This window comes from Burkholderia sp. Bp9140, from assembly GCF_003853425.1.
Lineage (GTDB): Bacteria > Pseudomonadota > Gammaproteobacteria > Burkholderiales > Burkholderiaceae > Burkholderia.
Window position 1 is genome coordinate 54,305 of the sequence record NZ_QTPQ01000009.1, and the last position, 22,359, is coordinate 76,663.

Consider the following 22,359-nt stretch of genomic DNA (forward strand, 5'->3'; position numbering starts at 1 on the left):
AAGCAGACCAGAGAGAAACGGGAAATGGCGACGATCAAGGATGTGGCGGCCATGGCGGGCGTGTCGTTTACGACCGTCTCGCACGTGGTGAACAATTCGCGGCCGGTGTCCGCGGATGTGCGTGCGAAGGTCGAGGGCGCAATCCGCGAGCTGAACTACGTGCCGTCGGCGGTGGCGCGCTCGCTGAAGGCGCGCTCGACGGCGACCATCGGCCTCGTCGTGCCGAACAGCACGAATCCGTACTTCGCGGAGCTTGCGCGCGGTATCGAGGACCAGTGCGCGGCCAACGGCTATTGCGTGTTCTTCTGCAATTCGGACGACGATCCCGTCAAGCAGCGCAACTACCTGCGCGTGCTGCAGGAAAAGCGCATCGACGGGCTGATCGTCGCGTCGGCCGGCGAGGACGCAGTGCTCGCGCAGACGCTCGCGGACGCGCATGCGCCGCTCGTCGTCGTCGACCGCAACATCGAGGGGCTCGCGGCCGACCTCGTGCAGATCGATCACGAACGCGGCGCGTACCTGGCGACGCGTCACCTGCTCGAACTCGGGCACGCGAAGATCGGCTGCATCACCGGGCCGACCGACACGGCCGTCAGCGCGATGCGCGTGCACGGCTTCATCCGCGCGATGGCCGAGCGCGGCGTCGACATCGTGCCGGGCGCGATCGCGGAAAGCGATTTCTCGTGCCTCGGCGGCTATCACGCGGCGTCGCGGCTGTTCGAGTCGGTGCATCCGAGCGCGATCTTCGCGGGCAACGACCTGATGGGTGTCGGCGCGCTGCGCGCGGCGGCCGAGCGCGGGATGCGCGTGCCGGACGACTGCTCGATCATCGGTTTCGACGACATCGAATTTTCCCGCTACACGTATCCGGCGCTGTCGACGGTCGGCCAGTCGGTGCGCGCGCTCGGCGAAATGGCCGCGCAGACGCTGATCGAGCGGATCGGCGGTGGCTCGACGGCCGCGCCGAGCCGTCGTCGCGTCGTGTCGCCGCGCCTCGTGCTGCGCGAATCGACGGCGGTCTACCGCGAGCCGGCAGTGCCCGGCGGCCGCCCATGACGGCGCGTGCAGCGGGCGCCGGCCGCGTGACGGTGGTCGGCAGTCTCAACATGGATCTCGTCGTGCGGGCGCCGCGGCTGCCGCAGCCGGGCGAAACGCTCGCCGGCCATGCCTACGCGCAGGCGGCGGGCGGCAAGGGCGGCAACCAGGCCGTCGCGGCCGCGCGGCTCGGCGCGCAGGTCACGATGATCGGCTGCGTCGGCGCGGATGCGCACGGCACCGCGCTGCGGGCCGGCCTCGAGGCCGAAGGCATCGATTGCACGCGGCTCGCGACGAGCACGTCGGCGTCGACCGGTGTCGCGCTGATCGTCGTCGACGACGCGAGCCAGAACACGATCGTGATCGTCGCGGGTGGCAACGGCGAAGTCACGACCGATACGGTGGCGCAGCACGAGGCCGCGCTGGCCGCGGCCGACGTGCTGATCTGCCAGCTCGAGACGCCGCCGGACGCCGTGTTCGCTGTGCTGTCGGCCGGCCGGCGGCTCGGCCGCACCGTGGTGCTCAATCCGGCGCCGGCCGTCGCGCCGCTGCCGGACGGCTGGCTGCCGCTGGTCGATTACCTGATCCCGAACGAAGTCGAGGCGGCCGCGTTGACCGGGCTGCCGGTGCGTGATCCGGCCGAGGCGGAAGCCGCGGCACATGCGCTGCGGGCGGCCGGCGTGCGCAACGTGCTGATCACGCTCGGCGCGCGTGGCGTGCTCGCGCTGACGGCCGGTGGCGCGGCGCGCCACTATCCGGCGCCCGTCGTGCAGCCGGTCGACACGACCGCGGCCGGCGATACCTTCATCGGCGGCTTCGCCGCGCGGCTCGCGGCCGGCGAGAACGTCGACGCCGCGATCCGCTTCGCGCAACGCGCGGCGGCGCTGTCGGTCACGCGCGCAGGCGCGCAGCCGTCGATTCCCACCCTCGCCGAACTGGCCGAATAGGGCGGATCGCTCATCGCGGCCGGCGCCTGCATCAGCAGGCGGCCGGCCCTCTCCCGCTGATCAGCCGGAATTCGACATTCGCCCCGTCATTTGCAGCGCAAGCCGCAATGTTCCGCACCTATTATTCAAAAAAAGGTAATAAACAGACGGATTGCGGGGAAAATTGACGTCAATACCATCAAGTTGTGTTGCGGATGGTCGTAAATGCATCGGAACGGAACAGTGTTTCGAAAAACGGGCCCGGCCCGTCCATGACGACGCAACACAGGAAAAATGATGGTGATCGGAAATCTGACGATACGTGCGCGTATCGGTTTGACGATGGCGTTTCTCGCGGTACTGCTCGGGGTGATCGGCGTGCTCGGCCTGTACGGGATGACACGCTCGAACGACTCGACGCGCGAAATCTTCACGAACCAGATGCCGAGCGCGGCCGATGTGGCCGTTGCGGAGATCTACGCGGCCCGCGAGCGCCTGGCGCTCGATCGCGCCGCGCTGCTGGCGGGGACGCCCGACTCGGCTGCTGCGGTGGAGCGTAGCCGCGCGATGCGTGCGCAGTCCGATTCGTGGTGGAAAAAGTACCTTGCGCTGCCGCGCGACGCGGAAGAGGACCGACTCGCGCAGGACGTCGCCGCGAAGCGGCAGGCGCTGCAGCGCAGTTGCGACGCGTTCGGCGGCCTTGTCGCGACGGGCGACCACGACCGGATCGGCGAGGGCGCCAAGCAGCTCCAGGTGCTTTACAACGATCTCGCGGTTGCGAGCGAGGCGCTGCGCAATTTCCAGTTCGGCGCGGCGCAGACGAGCTTCGATCAGTCGGAATCGGCGTACGAAACGCTGCGCGTGCTGACGATCGTCGTGCTGGCGGCCGGTCTGGTCGCGGCGGTGCTGTCGTGGCTGACGCTCAGCCGTGCGATCGGCCGTCCGCTCGCTGACGCGCTCGCGCATTTCGACGCGATCGCCGCGGGCGACCTGCGCCGCGCGATCGTCGTGCATCGGCGCGACGAAATGGGCCAGCTCCTCGACGGCCTCGCGAAGATGCAGCGGGGCCTCGTCGACACGGTGCGCACCGTGCGCGGCGGCAGCGAGTCGATCGCGACCGCGGCCCGGCAGATCGCCGCCGGCAACATCGACCTGTCGTCGCGCACGGAAGAACAGGCGTCCGCGCTGCAGGAGACCGCATCGAGCATGGAACAGCTGACCGGTACCGTGAAACAGAACGCGGACAATGCGCGGCAGGCAAGCTCGCTGGCCGCGAATGCGTCGGAGATTGCAGACAAGGGCAATACGGTGGTCGGCCAGGTGGTCGGCACGATGGGCGAGATCAACGACAGCGCTGCGAAGATCGCGGACATCATCGCGATCATCGAGGGAATCGCGTTCCAGACCAACATCCTGGCGCTGAATGCGGCCGTCGAAGCCGCGCGTGCCGGCGAGGAAGGACGCGGCTTCGCGGTCGTCGCGGGCGAGGTGCGCAGTCTCGCGCAGCGTTCGTCGAGCGCGGCCAAGGAGATCAAGGTGCTGATCGACGCGTCGGTGGAGCGCATCCGCACGGGTTCGACGCTGGTCGACGAAGCCGGTCGCACGATGAGCGACGTGATCGGTGCGGTGCAGCGCGTCACGGACATCATGGGCGAGATCGCGGCGGCATCCGAGGAGCAGAGCAGCGGCATTGACCAGGTCGCGCGCGCGGTCACGCAGATGGACGAGGTCACGCAGCAGAACGCCGCGCTCGTCGAGGAAGCGGCGGCCGCCGCGCAATCGCTCGACGAACAGGCCGCGCGCCTGCGCGAAACGGCGTCGGTGTTCCGGATCGACGACGACGCGGGGCGGCCGGTGGCCGCGGCCGCTGCACGGCAGGCGCCGCGCGCGGTTCCCGCACCGGCTGTCGTGCCGGTGTCGCCGTCCGCACCGGCCGCTGCGCGCGACGAGCGCGATGCAGCGCCGAAGCGGCCGGTGCCGGCGCGCAAGCCGGCCGCCGCCGCGGCTGCCGGCGCCGACGACTGGGAGACGTTCTGAATCGCGCGCGCCGCGCATCTATCCCCATTTGGTGGCACACGACGCCCGCGGCCTGCGGGCGTCGTCGTTTCGGCAACCGATGGAATGTGACAGCGCGCGTGACGGTTCATGCGTCGCCGCGCGTTGCATGTGCGCCCTGCGCGCTACGGGTATCTCCGGACGATGCGAAAAAAATTTGTAACGGCGCGCGCGACGTGTCGTCGCAAACGTCGGCTCGAACGTCTAGGGATGAAGGGGAGCGTGAAGGCGCAGCGACGACGACGGAGGTGTCCAACGCACGAGACGTTCCGATGCTCGACGAGACGTGGCGGATGCAGTTTCTGCGACACGGGAGATCGATTGTAAAGCGTCGAAATGCGTTGTCCAACCGGTGTTGTCGAGAATGACGAACTTCATACGAAGAGTTCGTGAAAAAAAATAAGAAAGGGTTTAGGATGAATTCGAACGCGCTTGCTTCTGCGCAGTCATAGAAGGCAAGCACGTCTTCAGACTCAGGCGAGGGAGGTAGCATGGATATTTACAGCAGCTTCGCGAACCGCTTCGAAAAAACGCGAGAGGAAGAGTTCTCGCTGGAGGAGTACCTCGCGCTCTGCAAGAACGATCCGTCGGCGTACGCCACGGCAGGCGAACGCATGCTGGCTGCAATCGGGGAACCGGAACAAATCGATACCCGCAACGAGCCGCGCCTGTCGCGGATCTTCGCTAACAAGGTTATCAAGGTCTATCCCGCGTTCCGTGAGTTCTACGGCATGGAGGAAGTGATCGAGCAGGTGGTCGCCTACTTCCGCCACGCCGCGCAAGGGCTCGAAGAGAAGAAGCAGATCCTCTACCTGCTCGGTCCGGTGGGCGGCGGCAAGTCGTCGATCGCCGAGCGCCTGAAGCAACTGATGGAGCGCGTGCCGTTCTATGCGCTGAAGGGTTCGCCCGTCAACGAATCGCCGCTCGGGCTGTTCGACTACGACGAAGACGGCCCGATCCTCGAAGAGCAATACGGCATTCCGCGCCGTTATCTGAAGAACATCCTGAGTCCGTGGGCCGTCAAGCGCCTGCACGAATACAACGGCGATATCCGCCAGTTCCGCGTGGTGCGCCGCTATCCGTCGATCCTGCGGCAGATCGGCATCGCGAAGACGGAGCCTGGCGACGAGAACAACCAGGATATTTCCTCGCTCGTCGGCAAGGTCGACATCCGCAAGCTCGAGCAGTACGCGCAGGACGATGCCGATGCGTACAGCTACTCGGGCGGCCTGTGCCTCGCGAACCAGGGCCTGCTCGAATTCGTCGAAATGTTCAAGGCGCCGATCAAGGTGCTGCACCCGCTGCTGACCGCGACGCAGGAAGGCAACTTCAAGGGCACCGAAGGATTCGGCGCGATTCCGTTCGACGGGGTGATCCTCGCGCACTCGAACGAGTCGGAGTGGAAGGCGTTCCGCAACAACCGCAACAACGAGGCACTGCTCGACCGGATCTTCGTCGTGAAGGTGCCGTACTGCCTGCGCGTGTCGGAAGAGGTCAAGATCTACGAGAAGCTGATCCGCAACTCGTCGCTCGCCGAAGCCGTGTGCGCACCGGGCACGCTGAAGATGATGTCGCAGTTCTCGGTGCTGTCGCGCCTGCACGAGCCGGAGAATTCGAGCCTGTTCTCGAAGATGCAGGTGTATGACGGCGAAAACCTGAAGGACACCGATCCGAAGGCGAAGTCGTATCAGGAGTATCGCGACTACGCGGGCGTGGACGAAGGGATGACGGGCGTGTCGACACGCTTCGCGTTCAAGATCCTGTCGCGCGTGTTCAATTTCGACTCGAGCGAGGTCGCGGCCAACCCCGTGCACCTGATGTACGTGCTCGAGCAGCAGATCGAACGCGAGCAGTTCCCGCCGGAAACCGAGCAGAAATACCTGTCGTTCGTGAAGGACGTGCTCGCGTCGCGCTATGCGGAATTCATCGGCAAGGAGATCCAGACGGCGTACCTCGAATCGTATTCCGAATACGGGCAGAACATCTTCGACCGCTACGTCACGTATGCGGATTTCTGGATCCAGGACCAGGAATTCCGCGATCACGACACAGGCGAGAGCTTCGACCGCGCCTCGCTGAACGCGGAGCTGGAGAAGATCGAGAAGCCGGCCGGCATCAGTAATCCGAAGGATTTCCGCAACGAGATCGTGAACTTCGTGTTGCGTGCGCGGGCGGCCAACGCGGGCAAGAACCCCGTATGGACGAGCTACGAGAAACTGCGTGTCGTGATCGAGAAGAAGATGTTCTCGAATACCGAGGAACTGTTGCCGGTCATTTCGTTCAACGCGAAGGGTTCGGCGGAGGAGCAGCGCAAGCATGAGGACTTTGTGAACCGGATGGTCGCGAAGGGCTATACGCCGAAGCAGGTGAGGCTGCTTTGCGACTGGTACCTGCGCGTGCGCAAGTCGTCATGACGCGCGCGGTACCGCGCCCGTGCGGTTCGTCCGCGCGGGCGCCCTCAGAGACGCCGCCCGCATGACGGCAGACGGCATGTGCGGCGAGCGTCCCGGCATATCGACTTTCGAGCGGGAGACCGGGAGTGCTTCATCAAATCATCGACCGCAGGCTGGCCGGCAAGAACAAGAGCATCGCCAACCGCGAACGCTTTCTGCGTCGCGTCAAGAACTACATTCGTCGTGCCGTATCCGATGCGGTGCGCGACCGTAGCATCAAGGATATCCAGAGCACGCAGAGCATCACGATCCCGCGCAAGGACATCGCGGAGCCGAATTTCCGGCACGCGCCGGGCGGGCGTCGTGAATACGTGCACCCGGGCAACGCGGACTACGTCCGCGGGGACAAGATTCCGCGTCCGCAGGGCGGCTCGGGCGGCGGCGGCAGCCAGGCGAGCAACGAGGGCGAAGGGCAGGACGACTTCGTGTTCGAGCTGTCCCGTGACGAATTCATGCAGTACTTCTTCGACGATCTCGAGCTGCCGCGCCTCGTGAAGACGCACCTGCTGACGGTGCCGAGCTGGAAGAACGTGCGCGCGGGCTGGTCGGCGGAAGGCACGCCGAACAACATCGACGTCGTGCGCTCGCTCAGAAGCGCGCTTGGCCGGCGCATCGCGCTCGGCTCGCCGCTCGTCAACGAATTGCGCGAGCTGGAGGCCCGGCTCGAGGCGCTGAAGGCCGACACCGAGGACCGCCGCGAGGAAATCGCGACGCTCGAGGCGGAGATCCATCACCTGAAAGGGCGCATCTGGCGAATCCCGTTCATCGATCCGTTCGACCTGCGCTACATCAACCGCGTGAAGCAGCCGCAGCCGTCGAGCCAGGCCGTGATGTTCTGCCTGATGGACGTATCGGGCTCGATGGACGAGCAGCGCAAGGATCTCGCGAAACGCTTCTTCATCCTGTTGTACCTGTTCCTGAAGCGTAACTACGAGCGCATCGAGGTCGTGTTCATCCGTCATCACACGCGCGCCGAGGAAGTCGACGAGGACACCTTCTTCCATTCGACCGAAAGCGGCGGCACCGTCGTGTCGAGCGCGCTCGAACTGATGCGCAAGGTGATGAACGAGCGCTACTCGCCGACCGAATGGAACATCTACGGCGCGCAGGCGTCCGACGGCGACAACTGGACCGACGATTCACCGAAGTGTCGCAAAATCCTGGAAGAGGATATCCTCACCAAGACGCGCTATTTCGCGTATATCCAGGTCGCACCGGAAGAGCAGAACCTGTGGCTTGAGTATGCGCAGCTGGCGCTGTCGCAACCGCATCTCGCGATGAAGAAAGTCGAATCGGCTGCCGATATTTACCCGGTATTTCGCGAATTGTTCGAAAAGCAGGTGGAAATGTCATGACGACCCGCCATCTGCACAACGAGTCGCGCGGCTACGCGCCGCGCCCTTCCGGTGACGACACGGCTGGCCCTGCCGCATCGCAGCAAAGCGGCCGGACCGAACCGGCGGCGCCGGCCGCCGACTTGCCCGGTGCCGGGCAGAAGGAAGCGCGTATGAACGTTGCCGAACGCAAGCCGCTGCCGTGCCCGTCCGACTGGACGTTCGAACTGCTTGAGGAATACGACACGCACATCTCGCAGGTCGCCGAGCAATACGAGCTCGATGTCTATCCGATCCAGCTCGAACTGATCAGCGCCGAGCAGATGATGGACGCGTACGCGTCGGTCGGGATGCCGGTCAACTATCGCCACTGGTCGTTCGGCAAGCACTTCCTCGCGACCGAGAAGAGCTATCGCCGCGGCCAGATGGGCCTCGCGTACGAAATCGTCATCAACTCGAATCCGTGCATCGCGTATCTGATGGAAGAGAACACGATGACGATGCAGGCGCTCGTCATCGCGCACGCGGCGTACGGGCACAACTCCTTCTTCAAGGGCAACTACCTGTTCCGGCTGTGGACCGACGCGCACGCGATCATCGACTATCTCGTGTACGCGAAGAACTACGTCGCCGAATGCGAGGAGCGCTACGGCCTCGATCGCGTCGAGGAACTGCTCGATTCGTGCCATGCGTTGATGAACTACGGCGTCGACCGCTACAAGCGGCCGCAGAAACCGTCGCTGTCGAAGGAGGCCGCGTTGCGGCGCGAGCGCGAGGCGTACCTGCAGTCGCAGGTCAACGAGCTGTGGCGCACGCTGCCGGGCAAGAAACCCGAGCAGATGGAGGAGCAGGAGGGCCGCTATCCGCCTGAGCCGCAGGAGAACCTGCTGTATTTCGCGGAGAAGAATGCGCCGCTGCTCGAGCCGTGGGAGCGGGAAGTGATCCGCATCGTGCGCAAGATCGGCCAGTACTTCTATCCGCAGCGGCAGACGCAGGTGATGAACGAAGGCTGGGCGACGTTCTGGCACTACACGCTGCTGAACACGCTGTACAACCAGGGCAAGCTGGAAGACGGCTTCATGATGGAGTTTCTGCATTCGCACAGCAACGTGGTCTACCAGCCGCCCGTCACGAAACCGTACTACAGCGGGATCAACCCGTATGCGCTCGGCTTCTCGATGATGAGCGACATCCGCCGGATCTGCGAAGCGCCGACGGAAGAGGACTACAAGTGGTTTCCGGAGATCGCGGGCACCCCGTGGCTGCCGGCGATGCACTACGCGATGCGCAACTTCAAGGACGAGAGCTTCATCGCGCAGTACCTGTCGCCGAACCTGATCCGCGAGATGCGGCTGTTCTCGGTGCTCGACGACGACATGCGCGATTCGCTCGAGGTGTCGGCGATCCACGACGAGTCAGGCTACCAGTATGTGAGGCAGGCGCTGTCGCGGCAGTACGACATCCATCACCGCGAGCCGAACATCCAGGTGTGGGCCGTGAACACGCGCGGCGACCGCAGCCTCACGCTGCGCCACTTCATGACTGACAACCGCCATCTGTCGAACGACAGCGAGGAGGTGCTCAAGCACATGGCGCGGCTCTGGCAGTTCGACGTGTATCTCGAAAGCGTCGATGAGGCCGGTACCGTGCGCAAGCGCTACGAGTGCCGCTACGTGCCGCCCGAGGTGCGTGCCTGACTCGCGTGACGAGTTTGCATCGGACGCCAGCCTGACGGCTGGCGTTTTCATATGACGAACACGTGGCGAGAGAAAATTCTTCTACATCCGGACGAACCCGGAAAGCCCGTTACTTTACATTTCGCTAAAATCCCGTAGCGCCGTGCGCCGGAACCGGTGCCACGTGCGACCGCACGCGGCGGCCCCGAGCCGTCTCGCCCAGCAAGCACTAAAAGGAACAGACCAACCCATGGACGTCCAGACCGACCAAGCTGCGCTGACCGCGCATGACACCCGGCGGCGCGTGTTCGCCATCGTCGGCGCCTCATCGGGCAACCTCGTCGAGTGGTTCGATTTCTACATCTACTCGTTCTGCGCGCTGTACTTCGCGCCGGCGTTCTTCCCGAGTGGCAACACGACGACGCAGCTGCTGAACACGGCCGGCGTGTTCGCGGCCGGCTTCCTGATGCGTCCGATCGGCGGCTGGCTGTTCGGCCGCATCGCCGACCGTCACGGCCGCCGCGCGGCGATGATGATCTCGGTGCTGATGATGTGCGGCGGCTCGCTCGTGATCGCGGTGCTGCCGACCTATGCGCAGATCGGCGCGCTGGCGCCGGCGCTGCTGCTGGTCGCGCGCCTGTTCCAGGGGCTGTCGGTGGGCGGCGAATACGGCACGAGCGCAACCTACATGAGCGAGGTCGCGCTGAAGGGGCGGCGCGGCTTCTTCGCTTCGTTCCAGTACGTGACGCTGATCGGCGGCCAGCTGTGTGCGCTGCTCGTGCTCGTGATCCTGCAGCAGGCACTGTCGAATGACGAACTGAAGGCGTGGGGCTGGCGCATTCCGTTCGTGTGCGGTGCGGCGGCCGCGCTGATCTCGCTGTACCTGCGCAAGTCGCTCGACGAGACGTCGACGAGCGCATCGCGCGACAAGAAGGACGCGGGCACGATCCGCGGCGTGTGGCAGCACAAGGGCGCATTCTTCACGGTGGTCGGCTTCACGGCCGGCGGCTCGCTGATCTTCTACACGTTCACCACGTACATGCAGAAGTACCTCGTGAACACGGCCGGCATGCATGCGAAGACGGCCAGCAACGTGATGACCGTCGCGCTGCTCGTGTACATGCTGATACAGCCGGTGTTCGGCGCGCTGTCCGACAAGATCGGCCGCCGCACGTCGATGATCCTGTTCGGCACGTTCGCGGTGATCGGCACGGTGCCGCTGATGCACGCGCTGAAGACGGTGACGAGCCCGACGGCCGCGTTCGTGCTGATCACGATCGCGCTGGCAATCGTCAGCTTCTACACGTCGATCAGCGGCCTCATCAAGGCCGAGATGTTCCCGCCCGAAGTGCGCGCGATGGGCGTGGGCCTGTCGTATGCGGTCGCGAACGCGATCTTCGGCGGCTCGGCCGAGTACGTCGCGCTGTGGTTCAAGTCGATCGGCAGCGAGGAAACCTTTTACTGGTACGTGACGGTGCTGTGCGCGATCTCGCTGATCGTGTCGTGGCGAATGCGCGACCCGAGCAAGGAAGGGTATCTGCGTCACGAACCGTGATGGAAGGGGCAGCCCGGCCGGGGCTGCCTGCATCGACCGGCAACCTGCAACAGGACGGCGCTCCGCCACGCAGGCGGCGCGCCGTTTTTTCATGCATGGCATCTTCGCATCGGAGCGCGTGCAAGCTCATCGCGGGACGCGCGATATCGATATCGCAATCGCTTCGTTGTCCGCCGCGGGCGATGCTCTTATTCTGAACCCGTAGTTCGTGTGACACCTCCTTGACTGGGATTCGCGCCCGCTGCGTGCAGCGGGCGTTTTTTTGCGCGCACGCCTTGCATGCGGCCCGCACGCCTCATCACGAAACCCGCTGAGCAAAGCACCATTCGTTGGTTCGGAATTGCCGCGCGCGCTGATACGTTAGCGGCTTCGCGACGACACACGGCGTCGCGATGTTCCTCGAACCGGCCGCCGTGCGATCCGCGGCGGCCTTCATGACAAATCAGGTCGTGCTCATGAAAATCCACACTCTCGCCACATGGCTCGTCGGGGCCGCGCTCGTCACGGCCGGCACGGTCGCGCACGCGGACCGGCTCGACGACATCAGGAAGGCCGGCGTGCTGCGCGTTGCAACCTTCGACAGCAATCCGCCGTTCGGCTATGTCGACGGCAAGAGCAATCACATCGTCGGTCTCGACGTCGACTATGCGAAGGCGCTGGCCGACAAGCTCGGCGTCAAGCTGCAGCTGCAGCCGACCAATCCCGCGAACCGCATTCCGTTCCTGACCTCCGGCAAGGTCGACCTGGTGCTCGCGAACTTCACGATCACCGACGAGCGCGCGAAGCAGGTCGACTTCAGCATCCCGTACTTCTCGTCCGGCCAGCAGTTCCTCGCGAAGAAGGGTGTGCTGAAATCGGCCGACCAGCTGAACAACCTGCGCGTCGGCGCGGACAAGGGCACGACGAACGAGATCACGCTGCGCGAGAAATTCCCGAAGGCGACGATCGTCGCGTACGACGACACGCCGTTCGCGTTCGCCGCGCTGCGAGCCGGCAACGTGCAGGCGATCACGCAGGACGGGCCGAAACTGATCGGGCTGCTCGCGAACGTGCCCGACAAGCAGAACTACGAGATCCCGGCGTTCACGATCTCGAACGACTACATGGGCGTCGGCGTGCCGAAAGGCGAGACGCGCCTGCTCGGTTTCGTGAACGACACGCTCAAGGGGTTCGAGGCGAACGGCCGCGCGGGGCAGATCTACGATGCGTGGTTCGGGCCGACGACGAAGACGCCGCTCACACGCATCTTCCGCATCGGCGACAAGACCTGAGCCGCGCGCCAGATGCGTCGCGATCCGCCGCCGGCCGTGCCGGTGTGCGCCGGTCGCGGCGCTTTCCATTTTTCTTCGCTTCTTTCGATCGCGCGCTCCGCGCCCGCACCACGGCATGCTCGGGTTGGCTCCCAAATATCTGTCCTGGCTCTGGCAGGGCTTCCTGCTGACGCTCGGCCTCGCGGCCGCGTCGGCACTCGCCGCGACCGTCGGCGGGCTGCTGCTCGCCGTCATGCGGCATGCGCGCGGCACGGCGCCGCGCACGGCGGCGGCCGGCTACGTCGTCGCGTTCCGCAATACGCCGCTGCTCGTGCAATTGCTGTTCTGGTACTTCGGCGTCGCATCGTTGCTGCCCGGTACCTGGGTCGAGTGGCTGAACGCGCGCCATGAGCTGAGCGCGGGCCCGCTCACGCTCGCGTGGCCGTCGTTCGAGTTCATCGCCGGCTGGGTCGGGTTGAGCGCGTATACGGCCGCGTTCGTCGCCGAGGAATGTGAAGCCGGGCTGCGCGGCGTGCGCCGCGCGCAACACGACGCGGCTGCGGCGCTCGGCCTCACGCCGATGCAGTCGCTGCGCTACGTGGTGCTGCCGCAGGCCGTGCGCATCGCGCTGCCGCCGCTGTTCGGCCAATACATGAATCTCGTGAAGAACTCGTCGCTTGCGATGGCGATCGGCGTCGCGGAGCTGTCGTATGCGTCGCGGCAAGTCGAGACGGAGACGTTCAAGACCTTCGCCGCGTTCGGTGTCGCGACCGTGCTGTACGTCGCCGCGGTGGCCGCGATCGAGGCCGGCGCGTACGTGGCCACGCAATGGCGTGACCGGCTCGGGGCGGGGCGGTGACGATGGATTTCTCGCTGCTGCTCGACAACCTGCCGTACCTGCTCGTCGGCGCGTTTCCGGACGGCCCGCTCGGCGGCGCCGCGCTGTCGCTCGTGCTCGCGATCGCGTCGGCCATCGCGTCGGCGGTGCTGGGCGTGGCGCTCGGCGTCGCGATGGCGCTTGCGCGCGGCCCGCTGCGCGTGCTGCTGCTCGCGTTCATCGGCTTCTTCCGCGCGATTCCGGTGCTGATGCTGATCTTCTGGACGTACTTCCTGATGCCGATGCTGCTGCACCTGGACGTGCCGGGGCTCGCGACGGTCGTGTGCGCGCTGGCGCTGATCGGCGGTGCGTATCTCGCGCATGCGGTGCATGCGGGCATCGTCGCGGCCGGCGACGGGCAGTGGCAAGCCGGGCTGTCGCTCGGGCTCACGCGCTGGCAGACGGTGCGCTACGTGCTGCTGCCGCAGGCGATCCGGATCATGACGCCGTCGTTCGTCAATCAGTGGGTCGCGCTCGTGAAGGACACGTCGCTCGCGTATATCGTCGGCGTGCCGGAACTGTCGTTCGTCGCGACGCAGGTGAACAACCGGCTGATGGTGTATCCGGCACCGGTCTTCCTGTTCGTCGCGGCGCTTTATCTGGTGCTGTGCACGTCGCTCGACGGCGCGGCGCGCTGGCTGCTGACGCGCCGCCCGCGTGCGGCGCGCGTCGCGCAGGCGACGGCCGAACGCACGGAACCCGTGCGGTGACGGCGTGCCGCGTGCGACGCACGCGGCGCGTTCCCGGTGATGGAAGGTCGGTGTGATGCGGCGGGCCGCGTCGCCGCTGCTCGAGCGGCGACGGGCGTGATGGGCGTGACGGTGCTTCGGCGCGCAGCGTCAGGACGCGCTGTAGTGCGTATCGAAGACCGAGCGCAGCGTCGACGGGCCGGTCGCGAAGTCACCCCACAGCGGGCCGTCGCTCTGCGCGAACGCGAACGGCGACGTATTGATCGATGCGAGGCGGAAGCGCCATTGCGCCGCTTCCTGGCGGAACGCGGTGAGCTGCATGTCGGACAGCCCCGTCTGCGCGTTCGCGAGCGTGACGAGCGGATCGACCGGATCGTTCGCGACGCGCACTTCGAAGTGCAGGTGCGGGCCGGTGGCCGCACCGGTCATCCCGACCGAGCCGATGCGCTGGCCCTGTTTCACGGGTTCGCCCGTCTTCAGCCCGCGCGCATACGCGGACAGATGTGCGTAGTAGGTCGAATAGCCGTCCGCGTGATCGACGACCACGTAGCGGCCGTAGCCGCCCGGATCGGTTCCTACGAACGACACGACGCCGTCGGCCGCCGCATTGACGGGCGTGCCGGACGGCGCGGCGAGATCGACGCCCGTATGGAACGCCATTGCCTGCGACAGCGGGTGGATGCGCTCGCCGAAGAACGAGCTGATGCGGGTCCACTTCACCGGCATCGTGAACGCGGCGGCCTCGAGCGGTGCGCCGTCGAGCGTGTAGTACGCGCCGTGGTCGGCGCCCGGTGCGCGGAACCAGATCGCACCGAACGTGCGGCCTGCGACGCGTAGCTCGAGCGCGGTGAGGTGCGGCGTGCCGCTGTTCGTGTCGTACGCGATGCGGTAGTAGTCGCCGCGCTGCGCGCTGGCGCGCATCGCGACCTTGCCGGTGACGAGATCGCCGAGCTGGATGCGCACCTCGGGCGGCACGTCGAGACGGTTCAGCGTATCGGACAGCGTGAGTTCGATGTCGCCGGCGCGCATGCCGTGCTGGTTTTCGGGCGCCGCGTACTCGAACAGGCTCGTATAGCCGAGCATGTCGTTGCGGTGCGCGCTGAGCGGCGCGAACAGGCCCGGCTGCGGGTTGCGGTCGCTGCGTTCGTTGCGCTCGCCGAGCGTACGCGCGAGTTCACTTGTCACGAAATGCTGCGCGGTGGGAAACGGCGTGTCGGACAGCACGCGCTGCGGCAGTGCGGCCGTGCCCGAATCGACTGCGCCCGGCAGTTGCGAGACGGCCGGCAGCGCGGCGGCGAGACCGAAGGCGGCGAGGGCGCCAAGCACGGCGGCCGGCACGAGCGCGCGCACGAGGCGCTGCGCGCGGCCGGGCGCGAAGGCATCAGGGGTTGCGGCAGGCTTGACCAAAGGTGTCCACATCCAGGAAAGCGGTTCAAAGAGGTGTGGGCAGGAGCCATCGGCGGCGAATCCGTCGGGCGGCGACGGGGCGGGCGACGGGCGTGCAACAAAACAGGCCCCGGCGGGGCCTGTGTCGTTCCCGTTCGACCCAACTCGCGGGCGGGCCCGCTTCGAACGGCGGCGTGAACTTTCCGGGTCGCACCCGGATTATCACGAAGACGCTAAAGAAAGATGACAGCGACAGTCTACCGATGTTCCGCGAAACGTTAAAAATTTTAAAGAGGGTCGGCGCATTCGTTTCGCAGTGCGGTAAATCGGGGTTAAATCAGTATTTATTGCGTATCTTTCGTCAGGCAGGCAATTTTTGCGTGCGCACGCGCAGTGCGCCGGAGCGCCTGACCGCGTCGAAACCGGCGTCGAGCATCGCTTCCGCGTCGTTCCACAGATTGCCGTGCAAGCGGTTGGTCCAGATCATCGACGCGAACACGCCCTCGAGCAGCGACACGAGATAGACGGCCGCGAGATGCACGTCGAGATCGGCGGCGATTTCGCCGGCCGCGATCGCGCGGCGCAGCAGCGCCTTCGTGATGCGCAGCATCTGCAATTCGAGCAGCATGCGGCGCCGCAGCAGCGCACCGTTCTCCTCGCTCTGCTCGCACTTCGTGTAGAGGATCACGAGCACGCGCTGCATCGCGCCGGGCTCGCCGCATTGCCGCAGGTAATGCGACGCCGCGCGGCGCAGCGTGGCGAACGCGGGCAGGCTGTCGACTGCCTCGAACCCTTCCGACGTCCGCGCGAACGCGCGGTCGCACATCGCGAGACACACTTCCATCTTGTTGCGGTAGTGGCCGTACACGGCGCCCCGCGACATCCCGGCGGCCTCGGCGAGGTCCGCCATCGCGGTTTGCGCGACGCCTTTCTCGAGCAGCACGAGCTCGGCGGCGTCGAGGATCCGGTGCTTGATGGCGAGCGATTCTTCCCGGGTCTTGCGGGCCATGTCATGAATTTCCTTACAGTTCGCTGTCGCTTTATTGAGACAGTGGGGCGGCCGGATTGCATCCGCATGTATTTAATCAGTCGTGACTGATTATAATCGGCCACCCTGAGCCGCCGCATTGTATCGGCGGCGAACGATCCGAGGTCACCTATGAATGACAAACGCACCCTGGGGCGCCGCCTTCGGCTGGCGCCGTTCGCGCTCGCGGCCATGCTGGCCGTGGCCGGATGCGGAAAGGGCGGACAAGACAACGCGCCGGAGGCCATTCAGAGCGCGACGGTCGTGACGGTGCGTCCGACGGCCGTGCCGATGACCGTCGAATTGCCGGGCCGGCTCGACGCGTATCGGCAGGCGGAAGTGCGCGCGCGGGTTGCGGGCATCGTCACCGCGCGGACTTACGACGAAGGCCAGGAAGTGAAGCAGGGCGCGGTGCTGTTCCGCATCGATCCCGCGCCGCTGAAGGCCGCGCGCGACGCCGCGCAGGGCGCGCTCGCGAAGGCGCAGGCCGCCGCGCTCGCGGCGAGCGACAAGCGCCGCCGTTACGACGATCTCGTGCACGACCGCGCCGTCAGCGAGCGCGACCACACCGAGGCCGTCGCGGCCGACACGCAGGCGAAGGCCGAGGTTGCATCGGCGAAGGCCGAGCTCGCGCGCGCGCAATTGCAGCTCGACTACGCGACCGTCACCGCGCCGATCGCCGGCCGCGCACGGCGCGCGCTCGTGACGGAAGGCGCGCTCGTCGGCCAGGACCAGGCGACGCCGCTCACGACCGTCGAGCAGCTCGATCCGATCTACGTGAATTTCTCGCAGCCGGCGGCCGACGTCGATGCAATGCGCCGCGCGGTGAAGAGCGGGCGCGCGACGGGCATTGCGCAGCACGACGTCGCGGTGACGCTGCTGCGCGCCGACGGCACCGCGTATCCGCTGAAGGGCAAGCTGCTGTTCAGCGATCTCGCGGTCGATCCGACCACCGACACCGTCGCGATGCGCGCGCTGTTCCCGAATCCGGAGCGCGAGCTGCTGCCGGGCGCGTATGTGCGGATCGCGCTCGACACGGCCGTCGACCAGCGGGCGATCCTCGTGCCGCGCGACGCGCTGCTGCGCACGGCCGACCGCACGTCGGTGCGCGTCGTCGGTGCGAACGGCAAGGTGAAGGACGTCGAGGTCACGGCCGACCAGATGAGCGGCCGTGACTGGCGTATCACGCGCGGCCTCGCGGGCGGCGAGCGCGTGATCGTCGACGACGCCGCGCAGTTCGCGCCCGATACGGCCGTCAAGCCCGTCGAAAAGGCGCCGCCGTCGAAGGCGGCGCCGGCAGCGGCCGCATCGCACGCGGCCGCCCGTCAAACCTGACCGGTTCGAACCACCATGGCACGTTTCTTCATCGATCGCCCCGTCTTCGCGTGGGTGATCGCACTCTTCATCACGATGGGCGGCATGTTCGCGATTCGCGCGCTGCCGGTTGCGCAGTACCCGGACATCGCGCCGCCCGTCGTCAGCATCTATGCGACCTATCCGGGCGCGTCCGCGCAGGTCGTCGAGGAATCGGTGACCGCGCTGATCGAGCGCGAGATGAACGGCGCGCCGGGGCTGCTGTATACGTCGGCGACGAGCAGCGCCGGGGCGGCGTCGCTGTACCTGACGTTCAAGCAGGGCGTCAACGCCGATCTCGCGGCCGTCGAGGTGCAGAACCGGCTGAAGACGGTCGAGGCGCGGTTGCCCGAGCCGGTGCGGCGCGGCGGCATCCAGGTCGAGAAGGCTGCCGACAACATCCAGTTCGTCGTGTCGCTGACGTCCGACGATGGCCGGATGACCGACGTGCAGCTCGGCGAGTACGCGTCGGCGAACGTCGTGCAGGCGCTGCGCCGCGTGGACGGCGTCGGGCGCGTGCAGTTCTGGGGCGCTGAATATGCGATGCGGATCTGGCCCGACCCGGTGAAGATGGCCGGGCACCGCCTCACCGCATCGGATATCGCATCGGCCGTGCGTGCGCACAACGCGCGCGTGACGGTCGGCGACATCGGCCGCGGCGCGGTGCCGGACAGCACGCCGATCGCGGCGACGGTGTTCGCCGACGCGCCGCTGAAGACGCCGGCCGATTTCGGCGCGATCGCGCTGCGCACGCAGCCGGACGGCTCCGCGCTCTACCTGCGCGACGTCGCGCGCATCGAATTCGGCGGCAACGACTACAACTATCCGTCGTACGTGAACGGCAAGGTCGCGACCGGGATGGGCATCAAGCTCGCGCCGGGCTCGAACGCGGTGTCCACCGAGAAGCGCGTGCGGGCGGCGATGGACGAGTTGTCCGCGTATTTCCCGCCGGGCGTGACCTACCAGATCCCGTACGAGACGTCGTCGTTCGTGCGCGTGTCGATGAACAAGGTCGTCACGACGCTGATCGAGGCCGGCGTGCTGGTGTTCCTCGTGATGTTCCTGTTCATGCAGAACCTGCGCGCGACGCTGATTCCCACGCTCGTCGTGCCGGTCGCGCTCGCGGGCACGTTCGGCGTGATGTATGCGGCCGGTTTCTCGATCAACGTGCTGACGATGTTCGGGATGGTGCTCGCGATCGGCATCCTCGTCGACGATGCGATCGTCGTCGTCGAGAATGTCGAGCGGCTGATGGTCGAGGAAGGGCTCGGCCCGTACGACGCGACGGTGAAGGCGATGCGGCAGATCAGCGGCGCGATCGTCGGCATCACGGTCGTGCTGACGTCGGTGTTCGTGCCGATGGCGTTCTTCGGCGGCGCGGTGGGCAACATCTACCGGCAGTTCGCGCTGTCGCTCGCGGTGTCGATCGGCTTCTCGGCGTTTCTCGCGCTGTCGCTGACACCCGCGCTGTGCGCGACGCTGCTCAAGCCGGTGTCCGGCGAGCATCACGAGAAGCGCGGCTTCTTCGGCTGGTTCAACCGCTTCGTCGCGCGTTCGACGCAGCGTTATGCGGCGCGCGTCGGCGCGATGCTGAAGAAGCCGCTGCGCTGGCTCGTCGTGTATGGCGCGCTGACCGCGGCCGCCGCGCTGATGCTCACGCAACTGCCGACCGCGTTCCTGCCCGACGAGGACCAGGGCAACTTCATGGTGATGGTGATCCGGCCGCAGGGCACGCCGCTCGCGGAAACGATGCAGAGCGTGCGCGAGGTCGAATCGTATATTCGTCACGACGAGCCGGCCGCGTACACGTTCGCGCTCGGCGGCTTCAACCTGTACGGCGAGGGGCCGAACGGCGGGATGATCTTCGTCACGCTGAAGAACTGGACGGCGCGCAAGGCCGGGCGCGATCACGTGCAGGCGATCGTCGCGCGCATCAACGAGCGCTTCGCGGGCACGGCGAACACCACGGTGTTCGCGATGAATTCGCCGGCGCTGCCCGATCTCGGTTCGACGAGCGGCTTCGACTTCCGGCTGCAGAACCGCGGCGGGCTCGACCATGCGGCGTTCAGCGCCGCGCGCGAGCAACTGCTGGCGGCGGGCGGCAAGGACGCGGCGCTCGCCGACCTGATGTTCGCCGGCACGCAGGACGCGCCGCAACTGAAGCTCGACATCGATCGCGCGAAGGCGTCGGCGCTCGGCGTGTCGATGGAGGAGATCAACACGACGCTCGCGGTGATGTTCGGCTCCGACTATATCGGCGACTTCATGCACGGCACGCAGGTGCGCCGTGTGGTCGTGCAGGCCGACGGGCTGCACCGGCTCGATCCGGACGACGTGAAGAAGCTGCGCGTGCGCAACGCGCGCGGCGAGATGGTGCCGCTCGCGGCGTTCGCGACGCTGCACTGGACGCTCGGGCCGCCGCAGCTCACGCGCTACAACGGCTATCCGTCGTTCACGATCAACGGCTCGGCCGCGCCCGGGCACAGCAGCGGCGAAGCGATGGCCGCGATCGAGCGGCTCGCCGCGAAGCTGCCGGCCGGCATCGGCCACGCGTGGTCGGGACAGTCGTTCGAGGAGCGGCTGTCGGGTGCGCAGGCGCCAATGCTGTTCGCGCTGTCGGTGCTCGTCGTGTTCCTCGCGCTCGCGGCGCTGTACGAGAGCTGGTCGATCCCGTTCGCAGTGATGCTGGTCGTGCCGCTCGGCGTGATCGGCGCGGTGCTCGGCGTCACGCTGCGCGCGATGCCGAACGACATCTATTTCAAGGTGGGGCTGATCGCGACGATCGGGTTGTCCGCGAAGAACGCGATCCTGATCGTCGAGGTCGCGAAGGATCTGGTCGCGCAGCGCATGTCGCTCGTCGACGCCGCGCTCGAGGCCGCGCGCCTGCGGTTGCGGCCGATCGTGATGACGTCGCTCGCGTTCGGCGTCGGCGTGCTGCCGCTCGCGTTCGCGTCGGGCGCCGCGTCCGGCGCGCAGATGGCGATCGGCACCGGCGTGCTCGGCGGCGTGATCACGGCGACGGTGCTCGCGGTGTTCCTCGTCCCGCTGTTTTTCGTGATCGTCGGCCGCCTGTTCGACGTCGGCCCGCGCCGGCGCGGCGGATCGCAGCCGGCGACGATGGAGGGTTCTCGATGATGTTTGCGTTGAATGCACGCGCCGCGCCAAGGGTTCAGCTCGCGCTGGCCGCCGCGCTCGCGCTCGCGGGCTGCTCGCTCGCGCCGCGTTACGAGCGGCCGGCGCCGCCGGTGCCGGCCAGCTATGCGCCGGTCGATGGCGGCACGCAGCAGGCGGTTGAAGCGGCTGCTGCTGCTGACGCTGCTGACGCCGCGCTGCTCGACGACTGGCATGCGTATTTCACCGATCCGGCGCTGCAGGCCTGGATCGACGCGGCGCTCGCGAACAACCGCGACCTGCGGATCGCGGCCGGCCGGCTCGACGAGGCGCGCGCGCTGTACGGCGTGCAGCGCGCGGACCTGATGCCGTCGGTCGACGCGAACCTCGGCTACGAACGCACGCGCCAGTACGATCCGGTCGTGCGCCAAAGCGCGATCAGCGGGCTGTATCGCGCGGGCGTCGGCATCAGCGCGTACGAGCTCGACCTGTTCGGCCGCGTGCGCAACCTGTCCGATGCGGCGCTCGCCGAGTATTTCGCGACGGCCGATGCGCAGCGCACGGTGCGCATCGGCGTGATTGCCGAAGTCGCCGGGGCGTACGTGTCGGAGCGATCGTTGCACGAGCAACTGGCGCTGGCACAGCGCACGCTCGACGCGCGCGAGCGTATCGCCGCGCTCACGCAGCGCCGCTACGCGGCCGGCACGAGCGACGCGATCGAGCTGCGGTCGGCCGAGATGCTGGTCGCGTCCGCGCGTGCGTCGCAGGCCGCGCTGCAGCGCCAACATGCGCAATCGGTGCGCGCGCTGCAATTGCTCACCGGCGATTTCGCGCGCAACGTGCCCGCCGACGGCACCGCGCTCGATACGCTCGTGATCGCGCCGGTGGCGCGCGGCGTGCCGAGCACGCTGCTCGAGCGGCGGCCGGACATCCGGCAGGCCGAGTCGCGGCTCAAGGCCGCGAACGCGCAGATCGGCGCCGCGCGCGCGGCGTTTTTCCCGCGCATTGCGCTGACGACCGACTACGGTTCGGTCAGCGACGCGTTCTCGAACCTGTTCGCGGGCGGCACGAGCGTGTGGACGTTCGCGCCGCGCATCACGCTGCCGATTTTCGCGGGCGGCCGCAATCGCGCGAATCTCGACGTCGCGAACGCGCGCAAGCACATCGCGGTCGCCGAGTACGAGAAAACCGTGCAGACCGCGTTCCGCGAAGTGGCCGACGCATTCGCCGCGCGCGACTGGATCGATCGCCAGCTCGCCGCGCAGCAGGACGTCTATGCGGCCGACGGCGCGCGGCTCAAACTCGCCGAGCGCCGCTACGCGGGCGGCGTCGCGACGTATCTCGAACTGCTCGACGCGCAGCGCAGCACGTACGAGTCCGGGCAGGAGCTGATCCGGCTCAAGGAGCTGAGGCTCGCGAATGCGATTGCGCTGTATCGCGCGCTGGGCGGCGGGTGGGCGGCGGCAGGGGCGTCCGTCGCGTGATGTCTTGGCCGGGTCCGGCCAGGTGGCGGCGCATTGCGAGGCGTCGACGCCGCCTCGGCCGGTGTTTCTGCCGACGGGCCACCGGCGGCGCTCGAGGATAAGTGCAAGCGCGCATCGTCGACCCCGTCTTTCCTCCAGGCTGTCGAGT

At 67.0% G+C, this 22,359-nt stretch carries 15 protein-coding genes; 13 read left to right on the plus strand and 2 right to left on the minus strand.

The features are described from left to right. The first annotated feature begins 24 nt into the window (after positions 1-24). The 10 genes from DIE21_RS09870 (at position 25) to DIE21_RS09920 (ending at position 13,871) form a co-directional block, all read left to right on the plus strand. The gene (locus DIE21_RS09870; protein WP_124497523.1) at positions 25-1,056 is read left to right on the plus strand and encodes a LacI family DNA-binding transcriptional regulator; all 1,032 of its coding nucleotides are present in this window, start codon (positions 25-27) and stop codon (positions 1,054-1,056) included. After that, positions 1,053-1,982 (plus strand): ribokinase, encoded by a 930-nt coding sequence (gene rbsK / locus DIE21_RS09875; RefSeq protein WP_124497524.1) that lies wholly within the window; start codon positions 1,053-1,055, stop codon positions 1,980-1,982. The genes DIE21_RS09870 and rbsK overlap by 4 nt, the downstream gene beginning before the upstream one ends. Positions 1,983-2,258: 276 nt before the next feature. Further along, the gene (locus DIE21_RS09880) at positions 2,259-3,998 is read left to right on the plus strand and encodes a methyl-accepting chemotaxis protein (RefSeq protein ID WP_124497525.1); all 1,740 of its coding nucleotides are present in this window, start codon (positions 2,259-2,261) and stop codon (positions 3,996-3,998) included. 509 nt (positions 3,999-4,507) lie between these two features. Then, on the plus strand, positions 4,508-6,430 hold the full coding sequence (locus DIE21_RS09890) for a PrkA family serine protein kinase (protein WP_124497526.1): 1,923 nt from the start codon (positions 4,508-4,510) through the stop codon (positions 6,428-6,430). A 125-nt stretch (positions 6,431-6,555) separates the two neighbouring features. Then, complete coding sequence (locus DIE21_RS09895; protein WP_124497527.1) at positions 6,556-7,824, plus strand: YeaH/YhbH family protein; 1,269 nt, start codon at positions 6,556-6,558, stop codon at positions 7,822-7,824. After that, positions 7,821-9,500, plus strand: coding sequence for a SpoVR family protein (locus DIE21_RS09900; RefSeq protein ID WP_124497528.1), 1,680 nt, complete (start codon positions 7,821-7,823; stop codon positions 9,498-9,500). The genes DIE21_RS09895 and DIE21_RS09900 overlap by 4 nt, the downstream gene beginning before the upstream one ends. Before the next feature lie 229 nt (positions 9,501-9,729). Further along, positions 9,730-11,034, plus strand: a complete 1,305-nt coding sequence (locus DIE21_RS09905; RefSeq protein WP_124497529.1) for an MFS family transporter — start codon at positions 9,730-9,732, stop codon at positions 11,032-11,034. A gap of 455 nt (positions 11,035-11,489) precedes the next feature. Then, the gene (locus DIE21_RS09910) at positions 11,490-12,305 is read left to right on the plus strand and encodes an ABC transporter substrate-binding protein (RefSeq protein WP_124497530.1); all 816 of its coding nucleotides are present in this window, start codon (positions 11,490-11,492) and stop codon (positions 12,303-12,305) included. A 115-nt stretch (positions 12,306-12,420) separates the two neighbouring features. Next, positions 12,421-13,143 (plus strand): amino acid ABC transporter permease, encoded by a 723-nt coding sequence (locus DIE21_RS09915; protein ID WP_124497531.1) that lies wholly within the window; start codon positions 12,421-12,423, stop codon positions 13,141-13,143. Between the two features lie 2 nt (positions 13,144-13,145). Next, the gene (locus DIE21_RS09920; protein WP_124497532.1) at positions 13,146-13,871 is read left to right on the plus strand and encodes an amino acid ABC transporter permease; all 726 of its coding nucleotides are present in this window, start codon (positions 13,146-13,148) and stop codon (positions 13,869-13,871) included. Between the two features lie 129 nt (positions 13,872-14,000). Here DIE21_RS09920 and DIE21_RS09925 read toward each other — a convergent pair whose 3' ends face one another. Beyond that, the gene (locus DIE21_RS09925) at positions 14,001-15,269 is read right to left on the minus strand and encodes a M23 family metallopeptidase (protein WP_124497533.1); all 1,269 of its coding nucleotides are present in this window, start codon (positions 15,267-15,269) and stop codon (positions 14,001-14,003) included. A 328-nt stretch (positions 15,270-15,597) separates the two neighbouring features. Next, a complete protein-coding gene (locus DIE21_RS09930) occupies positions 15,598-16,245 on the minus strand; it encodes a TetR family transcriptional regulator (RefSeq protein ID WP_124497534.1) in 648 nt (215 codons plus the stop codon). 150 nt (positions 16,246-16,395) lie between these two features. On the opposite strand from DIE21_RS09930, the gene DIE21_RS09935 reads away from it, so the two are divergent. Genes DIE21_RS09935 through DIE21_RS09945 form a run of 3 tightly spaced genes read left to right on the plus strand, consistent with a single transcriptional unit; the run spans position 16,396 to position 22,211 of the window. Then, entirely contained in the window at positions 16,396-17,598 is a 1,203-nt protein-coding gene (locus tag DIE21_RS09935) for a MexX/AxyX family multidrug efflux RND transporter periplasmic adaptor subunit (protein WP_124497535.1), read from the plus strand. 15 nt (positions 17,599-17,613) lie between these two features. After that, positions 17,614-20,751, plus strand: a complete 3,138-nt coding sequence (locus DIE21_RS09940) for a multidrug efflux RND transporter permease subunit (protein ID WP_124497536.1) — start codon at positions 17,614-17,616, stop codon at positions 20,749-20,751. Next, the gene (locus DIE21_RS09945) at positions 20,751-22,211 is read left to right on the plus strand and encodes an efflux transporter outer membrane subunit (protein ID WP_124497621.1); all 1,461 of its coding nucleotides are present in this window, start codon (positions 20,751-20,753) and stop codon (positions 22,209-22,211) included. Before DIE21_RS09940 ends, DIE21_RS09945 begins: the two co-directional genes overlap by 1 nt. The last annotated feature ends 148 nt before the right edge of the window (positions 22,212-22,359 follow it).